Source organism: Grimontia indica (genome assembly GCF_000333895.2).
Classification (GTDB): Bacteria; Pseudomonadota; Gammaproteobacteria; order Enterobacterales; family Vibrionaceae; genus Enterovibrio; species Enterovibrio indicus.
Map to the genome: position 1 here is coordinate 1 of NZ_ANFM02000008.1, position 16128 is coordinate 16128.

11 protein-coding genes and 1 riboswitch are annotated in these 16128 nt (G+C 50.2%); of the genes, 9 read left to right on the forward strand and 2 right to left on the reverse strand.

All coding sequences use genetic code 11. The annotated features are described in order from the left end of the window. Positions 1-83 precede the first annotated feature (83 nt). A riboswitch (TPP riboswitch) is annotated at positions 84-186 on the forward strand. Positions 187-257: 71 nt separating this feature from the next. The 5 genes from thiB (at position 258) to D515_RS04560 (ending at position 6220) form a co-directional block, all read left to right on the forward strand. Beyond that, positions 258-1229, forward strand: coding sequence for a thiamine ABC transporter substrate binding subunit (thiB, locus tag D515_RS04540; protein WP_420835365.1), 972 nt, complete (start codon positions 258-260; stop codon positions 1227-1229). Positions 1230-1233: 4 nt separating this feature from the next. Then, complete coding sequence (thiP, locus tag D515_RS04545; RefSeq protein ID WP_002536445.1) at positions 1234-2835, forward strand: thiamine/thiamine pyrophosphate ABC transporter permease; 1602 nt, start codon at positions 1234-1236, stop codon at positions 2833-2835. Then, a complete protein-coding gene (gene thiQ / locus D515_RS04550) occupies positions 2819-3508 on the forward strand; it encodes a thiamine ABC transporter ATP-binding protein (RefSeq protein WP_002536447.1) in 690 nt (229 codons plus the stop codon). The genes thiP and thiQ overlap by 17 nt, the downstream gene beginning before the upstream one ends. 93 nt (positions 3509-3601) lie before the next feature. Further along, positions 3602-4603, forward strand: a complete 1002-nt coding sequence (locus tag D515_RS04555; RefSeq protein ID WP_002536449.1) for a GGDEF domain-containing protein — start codon at positions 3602-3604, stop codon at positions 4601-4603. A gap of 177 nt (positions 4604-4780) precedes the next feature. Next, positions 4781-6220 carry a transporter substrate-binding domain-containing diguanylate cyclase gene (locus D515_RS04560; protein ID WP_002536450.1) on the forward strand — a complete coding sequence of 480 codons (1440 nt, stop codon included), beginning with the start codon at positions 4781-4783 and terminating at the stop codon, positions 6218-6220. Between the two features lie 59 nt (positions 6221-6279). Here the strand turns inward: D515_RS04560 and D515_RS04565 are convergent, their stop codons facing one another. Further along, a complete protein-coding gene (locus D515_RS04565; protein ID WP_002536452.1) occupies positions 6280-7653 on the reverse strand; it encodes a PhoH family protein in 1374 nt (457 codons plus the stop codon). A gap of 357 nt (positions 7654-8010) precedes the next feature. Here D515_RS04565 and rapA point away from each other — a divergent pair, with 357 nt between their 5' ends. The 3 genes from rapA (at position 8011) to D515_RS04580 (ending at position 12775) form a co-directional block, all read left to right on the forward strand. Beyond that, positions 8011-10929, forward strand: a complete 2919-nt coding sequence (gene rapA / locus D515_RS04570) for an RNA polymerase-associated protein RapA (protein ID WP_002536454.1) — start codon at positions 8011-8013, stop codon at positions 10927-10929. A gap of 127 nt (positions 10930-11056) precedes the next feature. After that, positions 11057-11779 (forward strand): bifunctional tRNA pseudouridine(32) synthase/23S rRNA pseudouridine(746) synthase RluA, encoded by a 723-nt coding sequence (gene rluA, locus D515_RS04575; RefSeq protein WP_002536456.1) that lies wholly within the window; start codon positions 11057-11059, stop codon positions 11777-11779. Between the two features lie 42 nt (positions 11780-11821). Beyond that, on the forward strand, positions 11822-12775 hold the full coding sequence (locus D515_RS04580) for a D-2-hydroxyacid dehydrogenase (protein ID WP_002536458.1): 954 nt from the start codon (positions 11822-11824) through the stop codon (positions 12773-12775). 4 nt (positions 12776-12779) lie between these two features. On the opposite strand, the gene djlA is transcribed toward D515_RS04580, so the two are convergent. Then, positions 12780-13607, reverse strand: coding sequence for a co-chaperone DjlA (gene djlA / locus D515_RS04585; protein WP_002536459.1), 828 nt, complete (start codon positions 13605-13607; stop codon positions 12780-12782). A 161-nt stretch (positions 13608-13768) separates the two neighbouring features. On the opposite strand from djlA, the gene lptD reads away from it, so the two are divergent. After that, positions 13769-16120 carry an LPS assembly protein LptD gene (gene lptD / locus D515_RS04590; protein WP_002536462.1) on the forward strand — a complete coding sequence of 784 codons (2352 nt, stop codon included), beginning with the start codon at positions 13769-13771 and terminating at the stop codon, positions 16118-16120. Positions 16121-16128: the final 8 nt, after the last annotated feature.

The following is a 16128-nucleotide window of genomic DNA, read 5'->3' on the forward strand; positions in this document are numbered from 1 at the left end:
CTCGAATTGAACGCATTGATGACCTCTGAATGCGAGCATCTTCAAGTCGTTTGGGTATATCACTACGATTGGTTTACAATATTGGCCATCTCGTGGGGTGCTGACTTCGTCGGCTGAGATTGCGAACGCTAAACCCATGTACCTGAACCAGATAATGCTGGCGTAGGAATGAGATGTCCAAAGCTGACCCGCTCAATGACCTCACCCTCGCCGCACATTGACGTGAGGCACCGATGAAATATTCTATTTCTGCTCTGATGTTGGCAATGACCATGGCTGGTCCTGCGCTGGCACACTCTACTGATACCCTGACGGTATACACTTACGACTCTTTTGCTGCTGACTGGGGCCCGGGCCCAGCGGTAAAAAAAGCCTTCGAAGCAGAATGTCACTGCACCCTGAACCTCGTGGCTCTGGAAGATGGCGTGACCATCCTTAATCGCCTGCGTCTAGAGGGAAAAAATAGCAAAGCTGATGTCATTCTGGGCTTAGATACCAACCTGATGACTGAAGCAGAAAAGACTGGTCTGCTGGCCGCTCACAGTGTGGACACAAAGTCTGTCACCCTGCCTGACGGTTGGAACAACAACACATTCGTTCCATACGACTACGGCTACTTCGCCTTTGTTTATGACAAAACTAAGCTGGAAAACCCACCAAAGAGCCTGAAAGAGCTGGTTGAGAAGCGTGATGACATCTCCGTTATCTATCAAGACCCACGCACATCAACACCAGGCCAAGGCCTGATGCTGTGGATGAAATCCGTCTACGGCGATGATGTTGCGGGTGCCTGGCAGAAACTGGCAAACAAAACCGTCACTGTGACCAAAGGCTGGTCTGAAGCTTACAGCATGTTCCTGAATGGCGAATCAGACATGGTGCTGTCTTACACCACGTCTCCAGCTTATCACCTAATCGCTGAAGAAAACCCGAACTTCAGCAGTGCCAACTTTGAAGAAGGCCACTACATGCAGGTCGAAGTCGCAGCCAAAGTAAAAAGTTCGGAAAGGCAGGAGCTGGCTGATCAGTTTATGCAGTTCATCCTGAGTGATGGCTTCCAAAATGCAGTACCAACGGGTCAGTGGATGTATCCGGTTACGGGGGTTGAACTGCCAAAGGGCTTCGACACCCTTTCTGTGCCGTCGAAAAGTCTTCAATTCGCACCGGAAAAAGTAGCCGACAACCGCCGCAACTGGATTCGTGAATGGCAATCGGCGCTGGTGAAATAAGTCCGTGCTAAACCCTTCCAGAACCTGGCCCGGCATATTGTCGGCGTCAGTCATCGCGGTGCTGATTGGCACCGCGTTGTTTTCTTTACTGACTCAGGCTCCAACGCCAGATATCGCCTCACTTTGGCACGATCCTTACCTCAAGCATGTCACCCTGTTCAGCATTAAACAGGCAGTCCTTTCCACGCTGTTGTCCGTCGGGTTGGCGATTCCTGTTGCCCATGCGCTCTCGCGTCGGCAGTTTCCAGGCAAGCGCTTATTACTGAAATTATTTTCCATGACGCTGGTCCTGCCTGTGCTGGTTGGCGTGTTCGGTATTCTGGCGATTTACGGCAAGAAAGGACTGCTGTCAGATTGGCTTCCTTTGATGGGATTGAGCTGGGACCTCAATATCTATGGCCTTTCCGGCATTTTGCTGGCACACGTATTCTTTAACCTGCCATTTTCCACTCAACTTCTGGTACAGGCTTTAGAGCGGGTTCCAGGTGATCAACAAAGACTTGCGCAACAACTCGGAATGCGCGGATGGCATCGCTTCCGCCTATTGGAATGGCCTTACCTTCGCCAGCAACTGCCTCATGTGATTGGTTTGGTCTTTATGCTCTGCTTTACGAGCTTTGCGACTGTGATGGCACTGGGTGGCGGTCCAGGCGCAACAACTATTGAACTTGCTATCTATCAGGCTATCCGCTTTGATTTTGATTTGCAGACAGGTGCGCTGCTGGCACTATGGCAACTGCTGCTTTGTGGCCTTTTCCACCTCGCCATCCAGCGACTGACGCGTCCTGTTTCCCAGCAAGGAAAGGACAGCCATATTGTGCTTCCACCAAGACTCGACAGCACTGCTGAAAAAATCTGGGACATCGCATGGATTGCCCTCGCGGTACTTTTTGTCATTCCTCCCCTTCTGATGGTGACCCTGAGTGGTATCAACCCCAGCGCGCTGAATGTACTAACAAGTGCAGCGCTTTGGCAGGCGACCGCCAACTCCCTATCATTGGCAGCAGGAGCTGCGGTTAGCGCTTTTGTACTTGGCAGTGCCATTGTGCTCACTAGCCGCTTTTGGCGTTTATGTGGCGCAAACCGGCGTGCAGATAGCATAGAAATGACCGCTTCGCTGATATTGGTGGTGCCCAGCGTAGTCCTCAGCACGGGTCTATTTCTAATGCTGCGCGAGCACATCGATGTGTTCAGTTCACCTTATTGGCTCGTTCTTGCAGTCAATACATTGATGGCGTTGCCTTATGTGGTGAAAACGTTAAGCACACCTGCTTTCCAACTTTCGCAGCAATATCAGAACCTGTGCAGTAGCCTCGGTGTAAAAGGAATCAACCGCCTCAAGCTCATTGAGTGGCGCGCTCTAAAGGCGCCGATTGCCCGTGCTGTCGGTATCAGTTTTGTGCTTTCTACCGGCGATCTTGGTGCGATTGCTTTGGTCGGCAGTCAGGATTTTCAAACCCTGCCTTTGTACCTGTTCCACCTAATGGGGAGCTATCAAATGGATGCGGCTGCTGCGGCATCGCTAATTCTGTTTGCACTCAGCCTCGGCAGTTATGCCCTCATCGAAAAAGTTATTTCAGGAAAACGTTATGCTGCGCGTCAGTGAGCTCAATTATCAATACCGGTCTGAAACGCTAAGTTTCTCTTTTGAAGCAGCGCCTGGCAGCATCACCGCCATTTTAGGTCCCAGCGGTGCAGGAAAAAGTACTCTGCTCTCTTTGCTGTGTGGGCTTTTGCCGCCTCAAGAAGGCTCGGTGAGCTTCAATGACGACAACTTCACACAAAAGCCATCGCATGACCGCCCACTCTCTATTCTTTTCCAGGAACACAACCTGTTCAGTCACCTTAGTGCGTTTGACAATATTGCGTTGGGCATCAGTCCCAAACTCTCTCTGAGCGCTGAAGACAAGGCTCGTGTTGAAGAAGCCGCCGCCAAGGTTGGATTAGAAGGTTACCTAAACCGTCAGCCTGGTGAACTGTCTGGTGGCCAGAAACAGCGGGTGGCGTTGGCAAGGTGTCTCGTCCGTAACCGCCCTCTGCTTTTACTTGATGAGCCGTTTTCGGCACTGGATCCTTCCCTGCGTAGGGATATGCTTTTGGAAGTTCAGCAACTTGCCAAAACAACAGGAACCACCATTTTGATGGTGACCCATCATCCTGAAGATGCTATCGCCATTGCTGATAAGGTGTTGTTTATTGACGGTGGAAAGGTCGTTTATCACGCTGAAATTGCCGAACTCAGCACACCAAATGAGGTCATAACACCCTACATTTCATAATGTTAGATGATGTGTGATGGTGAAATATTGCGCATCAACTAACCGCATCTATACTTATTTTTAAGACACTTAACACATAAGAGAGATGCGATTGTGACTGTTACCAGTATCGATGTACTGGACTCGGTGGTCGATATTACAGCCCAGACAGAGTCCGATACCATTTCCGAAAGCCTTATTACGACTGTTTTACAGCTAACACCGGCTAACCAGGTATTGGTGTTGGATTACAATGCGGAAGCAAGCCCGGAGTTCATGGTTGTCGCGTGTTCAGACATCTTCTTATTTGAAGAAGAGAAAGACGCCATCGAGCGGGTACTTCGCAACTGCGTGATCATCGGCGAGAACGTGGTGGAATACAGTAAGGATGACAACCAATCCTTGCTAGCCGTCCCCATCCGTTACGGTGAAAACAATGACATCCATGCAGTCGTATTTTGCAAAGCCGACGAGCTTAAAGGCGATGAAGTGCAGCTCATTGAAGGGCTCGCGAAGATCTACGAGAACTACCAGAAGATCATTTCAGCCAGCGAACGTGACGGCCTGACAGGCCTGTATAACCGCAAAGTATTGACGACCAAAATCGATCTCTTGCTTGATCGCTTTTTGATTCAGGGCACCAGCATCACTGACGACCCAACACATCATCACTGGGTGTGTATTTTCGATGTTGACCACTTCAAGCAAATCAACGATGCACTTGGTCACGTATTTGGCGACGAAGTACTACTGCTCATCACTGCGATGATGAAGCAGTCATTCGACGAAGAAGATATCCTGTTCCGCTATGGTGGCGATGAATTTGTGGTGATTATGCATCCACAGCCTCGTGAACAGATGGAAGCCACGGTGAGAAACTTCCTGGAAACCGTCAACAAACGCGATTATGGTCAAGCCAAGGAAGTGTCAATTTCTATGGGAGCCGCGGCCATCAGTGATCAGGAGTTGAATGCTATTACTGTATTGGGTTTCGCTGACCAAGCACTCTATAAAGCGAAGCAAAATGGTCGAAACCAAGTCGCCTTCTATGAAGATTTGATAGCCTCTGGCGAGCTGCAAGAGCTTGTGCCCGAGGATGATGTCGAATTGTTTTAACCGTCGCATTGTTTAAGAAGCCGCCACATAAGGCGGCTTTTCTTTTTGGGATGTAAGTTCAATTTTCACATCACATTAACGATTGACAGAAATCTGATTAATCGTTTCACACAACGCAAAGGGTTGCGTATAATCTCGACAGATAATCTAGACAGGTTGATGTACCCGAGTTCTCTTATGCCCAGTATTCGCCAGCTCACCGCTCTTTTGCTGACGTCAGTACTCTTTTCGTTTTCGCCATTATCATTTGCTGAAACCAAAAAGCTGATCATTACGGGCTCTTCGACCTGGCAACCCTTCTCATTCATCAACCGCCTTGGTCAACCCGACGGCATCATGGTGGATTTTTGGCGCCTCTATGGCAAAGCCAACAATGTTGATGTCACCTTTGAACTCAAGCCCTGGAGTGAATCACTGGAGTACGCCCGTTCGACACCGAACGTGATACATGGTGGATTAGGCTATACTGGCGATCGCGCAAAAACACTGGCTTTTTCCCGCGAACTTCCGCTAAATCACTACAATGTTCACCTATTTGCGCAAAAAGACCGCTCATTTGAAGGGCTTGATTCGCTCGACTCCGCCATCGTCGGCACCGTCAAAGACAGCACTAAACACGCTTTTCTGATTTCCCGAATTCCAGAAAAAAACATCCGCCTTTTCCCGACATTTGGCTCGTTGAATGATGCCGCCTACCGCGGCGAGGTCGATGTATTTATTGATGACTACAGCACTGCGCTATACGACATGCGCCATACAGGCAACAGCGGTCAGTTCACATCACGCCAGAAACTCTATTCTTTCCCGATGCATTTCGCTGTCAGTAAGGATTCCAAATCAACCATCGCAAAGGTTGAGCGAGGGTTGAACAACATTGACCCGTCTGACTTGCAGGCCATTTATGATAAGTGGCTGCCTCAGAACAAACTTCACCTGGCGCTACCTTGGCTCAACAAAACCGCGCAATACCTGATTTTTCTCTGTTCCATGGTACTGTTGACGGTCGGTTTGTTTCTGTACCACCGCCTACTCAAGCACCGCACCGCAGAGCTAAAATCTGCCGTGAAAGCACTCAAGGATTCAAAGCAAAAGCTGGAAACTGCGACCCAAAACGACCCGCTGACTGGCACCAAAACCCGTCATCAATTTTTCACAGCATTGAGTGATAAGCGATTTTCACCATCACCTTACGTGGTCGCCGTGTTAGATATTGATCATCTAAAGCAAGTCAATGAAAGCTATGGGCAAGATGTCGGTGACATGGCAATTAAGCATCTGGCTACTCAGCTTAGGCTTCAGCTTTCGAGCCAAACACTGCGCGCTCGTTTGGGCGGGGGAGAATTTGCGGTCCTGTTTGATTTAAGCGACAGCAGTCAGGCACAACGCAAGTTGCAACAGTTGCAGAAAACGCTTCAGCTCAGCCTGCTTTACATCGACCAGCAAGTGGTACCCGTAAAATTCAGTTCTGGGATTGCCTGCTATCCCTATGATGGTGAAAGTGGTGAGAAGTTGGTTCGTATCGCCTCAACCCGTATGCGCGCCAATAAGCAGTCACAGAACAACTTTACGGCGGGCAACAATGACGACGATTTATTTACTGAGCATCGCTGGGCTTAGTAGCACTATGCAGAAAAACAAAGGCTGCCAAAGGGCAGCCTTTTTCAATTCGGTTCCGGTTAGAGGTTCTCTTCAGCAAACTCTGCGAGACGGCTGCGCACCACACCATTGAGGTAAACACAGGCACTGCCTTCAAAGTTCTTAAATCTTTCCACAATGTATGTCAGCCCTGATGTCACAGGGGTCAGATATGGACTGTCTATTTGCGCCAGATTACCGGAGCAAACGATTTTCGTTCCCTCACCACAACGGGTGATGATGGTCTTCAACTGTGATGCGGTGAGGTTTTGACACTCATCCAGAATCACAAAAGCATTCTGGATGGAGCGGCCACGCATAAAGTTGATGGATTTAAACTGGATATTGGCTTTATCCATGATGTAACGCATCGAGCCATCTGCACACTCGTCATTTTTGTGCAGCGCTTCCAACGTATCGGTCACTGCACCTAACCAGGGCAGCATTTTCTCTTCTTCGGTGCCGGGAAGGAAACCGATAGACTCAGCAATTTCCGGCGTGTTTCGGGTCACGATGATCTTGTCATACATGCCCTTTTCGACCACCTGCTCAAGAGCAGCTGCCATGGCCAGGATGGTTTTACCACAACCTGCAGGGCCGGTCAGGATCACCAGATCCACATTCGGGTCGAGCAATGCATCCATTGCCATTCCCTGATAGATATTTTTCGGGCGCACTCCCCAGGCTTCGCGGTGCATCAAACGTTCACGGCTGATGTCCTTGACGGTCATTTCCGTTTCGGTTAACCCCACCACACGTCCGGCAAAATCGTCACCTTCATCCAGCAGGTACTGGTTCACGAAGGTCGTATCGGCGAGTTCACGCGGCAAAGTGTGTAAGGTGGTGCGGCCGCTGTTTTCCGTTTCCACTTGACCGACTTTGTCCCAAAAGCCGCCTTCAAAGACCTGGAAGCCTTTGGTCAGCAGGCTGACATCATCAATCAACTGGTCGGTACGGTAGTCTTCAACAAACAGTACGCCAGCCCCTTTCGCACGCAGGCGCATGTTGATGTCTTTGGTGACCAGTACCACGGTTCTTGGTGAGCGTTTAGCCTGCAGGTGCAGCACCGCATTGAGGATACGGTTGTCTCCCGCTTTGTCGGCAAACGCCTGAACGGTTTCCTTAATTTCGTAGTCTGCAAAAATGGAGACGGTCCCCGTGCTGCCTTCTTTGCCGACAATAATTCCTTCAGCAATCTGGTCTGGGGTGGCGTCTTTAAAGATATCTTCGAGGGCACGAATCGCGACACGTGCGTCACGGGAGACATCCCGCTTGCTGTCTTTGATCCGGTCTAGCTCTTCGAGGACGGTCATGGGAATGATCACGTCATGTTCTTGAAAGGAATAGATGGCGAAAGGTTCATGAAGCAGGATGTTGGTGTCCAGCACAAAGAATTTCCGATCGGCATCGCCCATAGGCACCTCCTTGGTTGCATAGGCTTGTGGGAGCCCCACGAGTTTCCCCTGATCCCGCAAGCAAACCGCGTGCCACGGTAATCGGGTAAATACAGCCACTACGCTAAAAAGTCTGTGTCTGCATAATCTTAATCGTAAGACATATTTCAGTGTTTACCCGTAGACTACGCCACATTTTCACGAATTTGTTACTTGTTTGTTACGACCGCCAAATTTCCAACATTCGCCGTGACCCTGCTCACAAGTTCGAGTACCATTGGCAACCTTTTTCTCCGTGCGCATCATGGCCTACACTGTAGTTCGCATGAGGCACGTCATCTCCAATTTGTGTCAGCTTTAACCAGAGGTTTCTCCCCTATGTCTTACGCCCTCGGACAACGTTGGATCAGCGATACCGAAAGTGACCTGGGTCTGGGTACAGTTGTTGCGCTTGATGCGCGTACTGTGACCCTGATGTTCCCAGCCAGTGAAGAAAATCGACTCTACGCCAATAACGACGCGCCCATCACGCGCGTGATGTTTAACGTAGGCGATACCATTGAAAGTCATGAAGGCTGGTTCCTGACCGTTGAACGTGTTGAAGAGGAAGGCGGCGTGCTGACCTATGTGGGTACACGCACCGACTCGGGTGAAGAAAACACGCTGCTTCGTGAAATTTTCCTGAGCCACCAAATCCGTTTTAACCGCCCGCAGGACAAGCTGTTTGCCGGTCAAATCGATCGCATGGACCGTTTTGCACTGCGCTACCGCGCCTTGAAGAACCAATACGAGCAGCATAAGAGCCCTATGCGCGGCCTGTGTGGTATGCGTGCGGGTTTGATCCCTCATCAGCTTTTCATCGCCCATGAAGTGGGTCGCCGTCACGCGCCACGCGTATTGTTGGCTGACGAAGTAGGCTTGGGTAAAACCATCGAAGCAGGCATGATCATCCACCAGCAAGTGTTGTCAGGTCGTGCGTCCCGTGTTTTGGTTGTTGTGCCGGAAACCCTCCAACACCAGTGGCTGGTTGAGATGCTTCGTCGCTTCAATCTGCACTTCTCCATTTTCGACGAAGAGCGCTGCATCGAAGCGTTTGCGGATGCGGATAACCCGTTTGATACTGCACAGCTGGTACTGTGTTCATTGGATTTCCTGCGTAAAAGCCGTAAACGTGCGGAGCAAGCCGCCGAAGGCGAATGGGATCTGCTGGTCGTCGACGAAGCGCATCACCTTGAGTGGAGCGAAGAGAAAGCCAGCCGCGAATATCAGGTGATTGAAGGCATCGCTGAAAACACCCCAGGCGTGCTGCTGCTGACGGCAACCCCAGAACAGCTGGGTCACGAAAGTCATTTTGCCCGTCTGCGTCTTCTCGACCCAGACCGTTTCTATGACTACCAGGCATTTGTAGAAGAAGAAACCCAATACGCGCCGGTCGCTGACGCTGTGAGCCAGCTGCTGTCTGAAGACAAGCTCAGCAATGAAGCGAAAAACAGCATTACCGAACTGCTTTCCGAGCAGGATGTTGAGCCGCTACTGCGTATTATTGAAGCTGGAGATGTCGATAACGACCAACGCCGTGACGCTCGTAACGAGCTGATAGACAACCTGATGGACCGCCACGGTACGGGCCGCGTGTTATTCCGTAACACCCGCGCGGCGATTCAGGGCTTCCCACAGCGCCATTTGAACCTGTACCCACTGGCACTGCCAAGCCAGTACCAGACCTCGATGCGTGTTGCCGCCATGATGGGTGGCAGCAGCCAATCTATCGAACAAAAAGCGGTTCAGTGGCTGTACCCTGAAGATATTTACCAGCAATTTGAAGGTGAAAACGCCTCTTGGTGGGGCTTCGATCCACGTATTGACTGGCTGCTGGATTTGTTGAAATCCAACCGTCAAGAGAAAGTGCTGGTGATTTGTTCACGCGCACAAACTGCATTGTCGCTGGAGCAAGCACTTCGCGAACGTGAAGGTATTCGCGGTACTGTTTTCCACGAAGGTATGTCGATTCTGGAGCGCGATAAAGCAGCTGCTTACTTCGCACAGGATGAAGCTGGCGCACAGGTGCTGATCTGTTCTGAAATCGGCTCAGAAGGCCGTAACTTCCAGTTTGCTAACCAACTGGTGATGTTCGATTTGCCAATGAACCCAGACTTGTTGGAGCAACGTATTGGCCGTCTGGACCGTATCGGCCAGAAGCGCGACATCGAAATCCACGTCCCATTCATGGAAGGGACGTCGCAAGCACTGCTGGCGCGTTGGTACAATGAAGGCCTGAACGCCTTTGAAGAGACCTGTCCGACAGGCCGTGCTGTCTTTGAACACGTTCAGGAAGATTTGCTGCAACTGCTGGCGAAAGGCAGTCTGGACGAGTCTCTGGATACGTTGATTGAAACCAGTGCCGAGATGCACCACAGGCTGAAAGCGGAGCTTGAAAAAGGCCGCGACCGTCTGCTGGAGATGCACTCTAATGGCGGCGACAATGCCAAGGCGTTGGCAGAAACCATCGCCTCCCATGACGGCGACACCAATCTGGTGACCTTTGCGTTAGGCCTGTTTGACACGGTTGGTCTGAATCAGGACGATAAAGGCGAGAATGCCATTGTGATCACGCCTTCAGAGCACATGCTGGTATCGAGCTACCCTGGCCTGCCAAGCGAAGGCTGCACCATCACCTTTGACCGTGAAACAGCGCTATCTCGTGAAGACCTGCACTTTATCAGTTGGGAACACCCAATGATCCAGGGCGGTATTGATCTACTGCTTTCTGAAGATGTGGGCACCACTGCGGTTTCCCTGTTGAAAAACAAGGCTCTCCCTGTCGGCACCCTGTTCCTTGAGCTGCTGTATGTAGCCGATGCACAGGCACCGAAGAGCTCAGGCATTCACCAGTTCCTGCCAGCGACCCCAATCCGTGTACTTCTGGATGCAAAAGGCAACGATCTGGCAGCGCAGGTAGAGTTTGAAGGCTTCCACCGCCAACTGAGCCCTGTGAACCGCCATCTGGCAAGCAAACTGGTGTCCTCAGTTCAAACCCAAATTCATGGTTTGATCGAAATGGGCGACCCGCTGGCTGAAAAACAACTGGCCGTGGTCAAAGAAGCGGCAGAAGCTGAGATGACAGCCAAGCTTCGTGCCGAGCTGGATCGCCTTCAGGCACTGAAAGCCGTGAACCCAAACATCCGTGACGATGAGCTGGAAGCGATTGAAACCCAAATGGGTGAGCTTCGCGGCTACATCAATCAGGCACAGGTGAATCTGGATGCGCTGCGTGTGATCGTGGTCAGCCATCAGTAATCTGAGCTAGCCCAAAGGCAAGGCACTGCTTCGGCGGTGCCTTTTTGTATCCAGCCTTCCCTTTACATTGGGGCATGCTAAACTGCCGCCCGTCTAAACTTCGAGCAGTTCTTTTTCGAGTAAAGCCATGAGCGACTTTATTTATAACCCGCCAACGGATCCTTGGTTGGATGTTATCTATCAGGATGACGACATCATTGCCATCAACAAACCGAGTGGTCTTCTGACCAACCCGGGACGTGACCCTGCGCATTACGATAGTGCATGGTCACGCATCAAGGCGGAATATCCTGACGCTGAACTGGTTCACCGACTCGATATGTCGACTTCTGGCCTGATTGTGTTTGCTAAACACAAGGAGGCAGAACGCCACTTGAAAGCCCAATTCCGTGAGCGTGTAACCCACAAGCTCTATTACGCACGCGTGTGGGGTAGTGTTGAGCAGGATGAAGGCCGCATCGACCTGCCGCTGATTTGTGACTGGCCAAACCGCCCAAAGCAAATGGTGTGTTTCGAAAACGGCAAGCCGTCAGTAACAGACTACGAAGTGATTAAGCGGGAGAAGAAAACCTCGCTGGTGCGCCTTCTGCCAATCACAGGCCGCTCCCACCAGCTTCGTGTGCACATGCTAGCGCTAGAACACCCGATTGTCGGCGACGAGTTTTATGCTCATCCACAGGCACTGAAATACTCACCAAGACTGCAACTTCACGCTGGTGAACTTTGCTTCCTGCATCCAGGTTCGGGAGAGCCTATGCATTTGTCTGCGCCTTGCGATTTTTACAGCAGTGCTCCGGGTGACACGCTGGTACGACGAGGCATCAAAGCTAACCCGGAACTGTTGAAGTAATCAACAGTTCAGTTTTACACTGGCGAAAAAAGGAAGTTCGCCATGGAAAAGATCGTCTTTCTGGATAGCGCCACTATCCCCTCTCATATCCGTATTCCCTCGCCCTCTTTTCCTCACCAATGGGAAAGCTTCGAAGAAACATCACCCGAAGAAGTATTAAGCAGACTCAAAGATGCCACCATTGTTATAGCTAACAAAGTCATCCTCAATGGAGAACTGTTGGCTCAACTCCCATCGCTAAAGCTGATTGCCTTGGCCGCAACAGGCTATAACAATGTCGATATCGACTGGTGCAAAGCCAACCACCTTCCTGTTTGTAATATCCGTGGTTATGCCACCCGCTCCGTGCCAGAACATGTCATCGCGCTCGCTTTTGCTCTGAGAAGAAACCTCAATGCCTACCACAGGGACATTGAGCTGGGTGTTTGGAAAGAGAAGAACCAATTTTGCTTCTTCACTCATCCTATCGGTGATATTGCTGGCGCCACGCTCGGGATTATTGGGTCAGGTAGTTTGGGACAGGCAGTAGCGATACTCGCTAACGCTGTCGGCATGAAGGTGATTCGCTCAGAACGAAAAGGCGCAACATCGGTCCGAGACGGGTATGTTTCATTTGAGGATATGTTGCAACAGACCGATATCCTGACCCTGCATTGTCCGCTCAGCGATGCTACCCGAAACCTGATTGGCGCTGAAGAACTTGCAAAAATGAAGTCTACTTCGGTGTTAATCAACACGGGACGAGGTGGCTTGGTTGATGAAATGGCGCTGGTTGAGGCGCTTAAGAAAGGCGAAATTGCTGGCGCAGGGGTGGATGTATTTACTGAAGAGCCTGCTACAACCAGCAATCCATTGTTGGCGCATGCAGGAATGCCGAACTTAATCCTGACCCCTCATGTCGCTTGGGGCAGCGATTCCAGCATCCAGACACTGGCAAATCAACTTACCGACAACCTGAATGCCTTTATCGAAGGTAAACCACAGAATCTCGTGTAAGGGCTTATTTAAAGCCCTTTTCTTTTTTGATCAGATCGTAAGCTGCCTGAATTTCCTGCGCTTTTTGTTTTGCCATCTCCATCATTTCAGGTGGCAGACCTTTTGCGGCTAGCTTATCCGGATGGTGCTCATTCATCAGCTTTCTGTGAGCACGTTTAAGTGTCTGTGCATTCGCATCTTCATCAACACCCAAAATTTTGTAGGCGTCAGCGATATTGGGCCCGCCAAAACCTTTTTGCCACTGTTGCTGACCTTGATGCTGGCCACCCTGTTGTTGATAAAACTGGTAAGCCGCTTCCTGCATCGCCAAGCGCTGCTCGAGTTGCCGACGGGAAAAACCTAGGGTGCTGGCAATCGTGTAAAGCACCTGACGCTCGCTCGGGTGCATAGAACCATCGGCATACGCAGCCTGAATTTGCACCTCAAGGAAGAACTGCAGCAGGTCAAACCGGCCACCACAGTTGCGACGAACCGACGCTAATGTCTCTTCCAGCGGGAACGTGGCGTCTTTACCTTCACGGAATGCATCTTGTGCTTGCCGTCTCGCTTCACCATGCAGCCCCATCCGATCCATAAGCTCTGTCGCAAGACGAATTTCGTTTTGCGTCACCTGACCTTTGGCTTTGGCAACATGTCCCATGACTGAAAAAGTGGCATGAAAGTAAGCCTGTTGACGCGCTTGCTGGTTCTGCCCCTGAAAACCACCGCCCAAGGAAACGTTTTGTCTTGCCTTATCGAACTTATGCCCCAAAAACAGACCTAACAATAATCCGAAAGGACCACCGAGCAGGAAGCCAAAAAATGCCCCCAGCACTTTTCCCCAAATCGCCATGCATTATTCTCTATTTGACTAATTTATCTCGATTCCGCCAGCAAGCAGGTGCCGTGAGAGATGATTTGCATTATCATAACCCCCATTTTTCAGCAAAAAATTGCCAGGACGCAGCGCAAGAGTATACCAGTGCTGTATGCCAACAACAGGATTGAGTTTTAATGTCACTGACTGCCAGAAGTTTTTTATCCTCGATGATTTGCCTTGCCCTTTATGGACAGGCCATGGCGGAAGAGAGCCAAGTTACTCAGGACAGCACAGAACCGCTGGTGATCCCGACTGAAAAATGCCTTGCACCGGAATACCGCTGTCGCCCAAATACAGGCAACACAGATGATATCAACAATTTACCGGTGAGAATTGAGGCAGACAGTGCTGAAGCCAAAGCCAACGAAAAAGCCATTTACCGTGGTGACGTCGTGGTGACTCAGGGTAATCGCACTGTTAAAGCCGACACAGCGACGCTGCGCCAGCCGGAAAATATCGTTACCGCGGAAGGGAGTGTATATTTCCATGACGGGGAAATCGCTATTTCCGGTCAGTCTTTGCAAACCAATCTGGATAATGAAGACACTACTCTGAACGATGCCCAGTACAAAATGATGTGTACCCCGGGCCGCGGCGAAGCCAAGCGCGTATTTAAAAACGGCACCACCTTCTACGAGTTGGAAGATGGCACTTACACCACCTGCCCTGACGATGACAAAAGCTGGCGTTTCAGTGCCGGTAAGTTGGAAAAGGAAGATGGTGACATTTTTGCTGACCTCTACCACGCCCGCTTTGAAGTGTTAGATACCCCGATTTTCTATCTGCCTTACCTTCGCGTGCCGGTTGAAGACGGCAGACTGACAGGTTTCCTTTATCCTTCCATCAGTTGGAACGATACCGACGGTTTCGGACTGGAAACGCCGTTTTACTGGAATATTCATCCCCAGGCTGACATGCGCATTACCCCTAAATATATGTCTAACCGTGGCTTGTTTATGACCATGGAACCCCGTTACCTCACCGAAATGGGCTCAGGCAGCATGGTGCTCGAATACATGGGGGAAGATAAACTCTACCCTGAGTTTGATAAGAGCTGGGGTTTCAACTGGAGTCATTCCGGAATCCAAAACCACTGGCTATACGATATTGACTACAGCAAGGTCAGTGATTTTAGTTACTTCACACGCCACACCGATTCGCGCGTGGGTAGCCGTGAAGACAACACCTTGTTGCAAACAGGTGAAGTGTCCTATCGTGACCTGAACTGGGACTCAACACTGACGGTTCGTAATTTTCAGCCTCTAAGCCAAGACACTTCTGTATACCGCTTATTGCCTCAGTTAGCGATGAACTATTATCGTCCAGAGGCAGGCTTCGGATTTGACTTTTACATGCCAGCGCAAATCAGTAAATTTGCAACTGATGACAACAGTAAACCTGATGCGCTTCGCTTTAACATTGAGCCCACCATTGTTCTGCCTTACAACCTGCCCTGGTTGAGTGCGACTGCAGAAGGTAAATTATTTTACACCTATTACGACCAGTCAAATATTGATGGTGTGATTGGTGTTAATGGTGAGGAGCTTGAGGAAACAGTCTCCCGCGTGGTGCCGATGACAAGACTTCACGCCGTCGTGACGCTGGAACGCAATGGTGCATTCTTCGATACCCCATATACACAGACTCTGGAACCGCAAATTCAGTATCTTTACATCAAAGACGTTGACCAATCTGGCATTTACAACCCGGTCAACTACTCAGGTGGTGGCTACGATACTGCGCGCCTACAAACGGATTACTATGGCCTGTTTAGGGCTAACCAATACAGCAGTGTCGACTATATCAACCCGGCTAACCAATTTACGGTTGGTGCTGCGACCCGCTTCTTTGACGATGGATACAAAGAACGATTTAATCTGGCATTTGGACAGATTTATTATCTTGATCGCTTCGGCAATCAGGAAGATACATCCATTAATTACTCCGCGTGGGCAATTGAAAGTGAGCTGAACCTCAATGATTACCTGTTTGTCAGAGGGTCATTGGAATACGATAGTAATCTCAGTGACTTGCAATTTGGCAATGCCACTTTGGAATATCGGGATGGCGAGTTTTATGCTCAAACCAGTTATCGATACGTAGCAAAAGATTACATCGCGAGTACCGTTGGGTTCGACAATTTAGACCAGATCACTGAAGACGGGATTTCCCAAGTTGGTTTAGTCACTGGCTTTCCCATCACTTCAAATGTGAATTTTCAGGGGCAGTACTTTCACGACTTAACGCAAGATCTAATGTTAGAAAACCAGTTTGGTCTGACATACACATCTGCTTGCTGGGTGATTGGCCTAAGTTACAACGAATATCTGCTGGCGCGCAGCAATATCAATAATACTGCGCGATACGACAACAACATCAGCTTGTCATTCAGTCTGCTTGGTCTTGGTGCTAACGCAGGCTTTGGCTACAGCACCGCCAGCGGCAACGCCTTGGGTTACCGCAATCCGTTTGGCCTTAAGAACTAATTTTGAGA

What these genes read in the sequence shown, in the direction of transcription:
- thiB (WP_420835365.1), top strand. Translation starts at nt 258, where the DNA reads ATGTTGGCAATGACCATGGCTGGTCCTGCGCTGGCACACTCTACTGAT.
- thiQ (WP_002536447.1), top strand. Translation starts at nt 2,819, where the DNA reads ATGCTGCGCGTCAGTGAGCTCAATTATCAATACCGGTCTGAAACGCTA.
- D515_RS04560 (WP_002536450.1), top strand. Translation starts at nt 4,781, where the DNA reads ATGCCCAGTATTCGCCAGCTCACCGCTCTTTTGCTGACGTCAGTACTC.
- D515_RS04565 (WP_002536452.1), bottom strand. Translation starts at nt 7,653, where the DNA reads ATGGGCGATGCCGATCGGAAATTCTTTGTGCTGGACACCAACATCCTG.
- rapA (WP_002536454.1), top strand. Translation starts at nt 8,011, where the DNA reads ATGTCTTACGCCCTCGGACAACGTTGGATCAGCGATACCGAAAGTGAC.
- rluA (WP_002536456.1), top strand. Translation starts at nt 11,057, where the DNA reads ATGAGCGACTTTATTTATAACCCGCCAACGGATCCTTGGTTGGATGTT.
- D515_RS04580 (WP_002536458.1), top strand. Translation starts at nt 11,822, where the DNA reads ATGGAAAAGATCGTCTTTCTGGATAGCGCCACTATCCCCTCTCATATC.
- djlA (WP_002536459.1), bottom strand. Translation starts at nt 13,607, where the DNA reads ATGGCGATTTGGGGAAAAGTGCTGGGGGCATTTTTTGGCTTCCTGCTC.
- lptD (WP_002536462.1), top strand. Translation starts at nt 13,769, where the DNA reads ATGTCACTGACTGCCAGAAGTTTTTTATCCTCGATGATTTGCCTTGCC.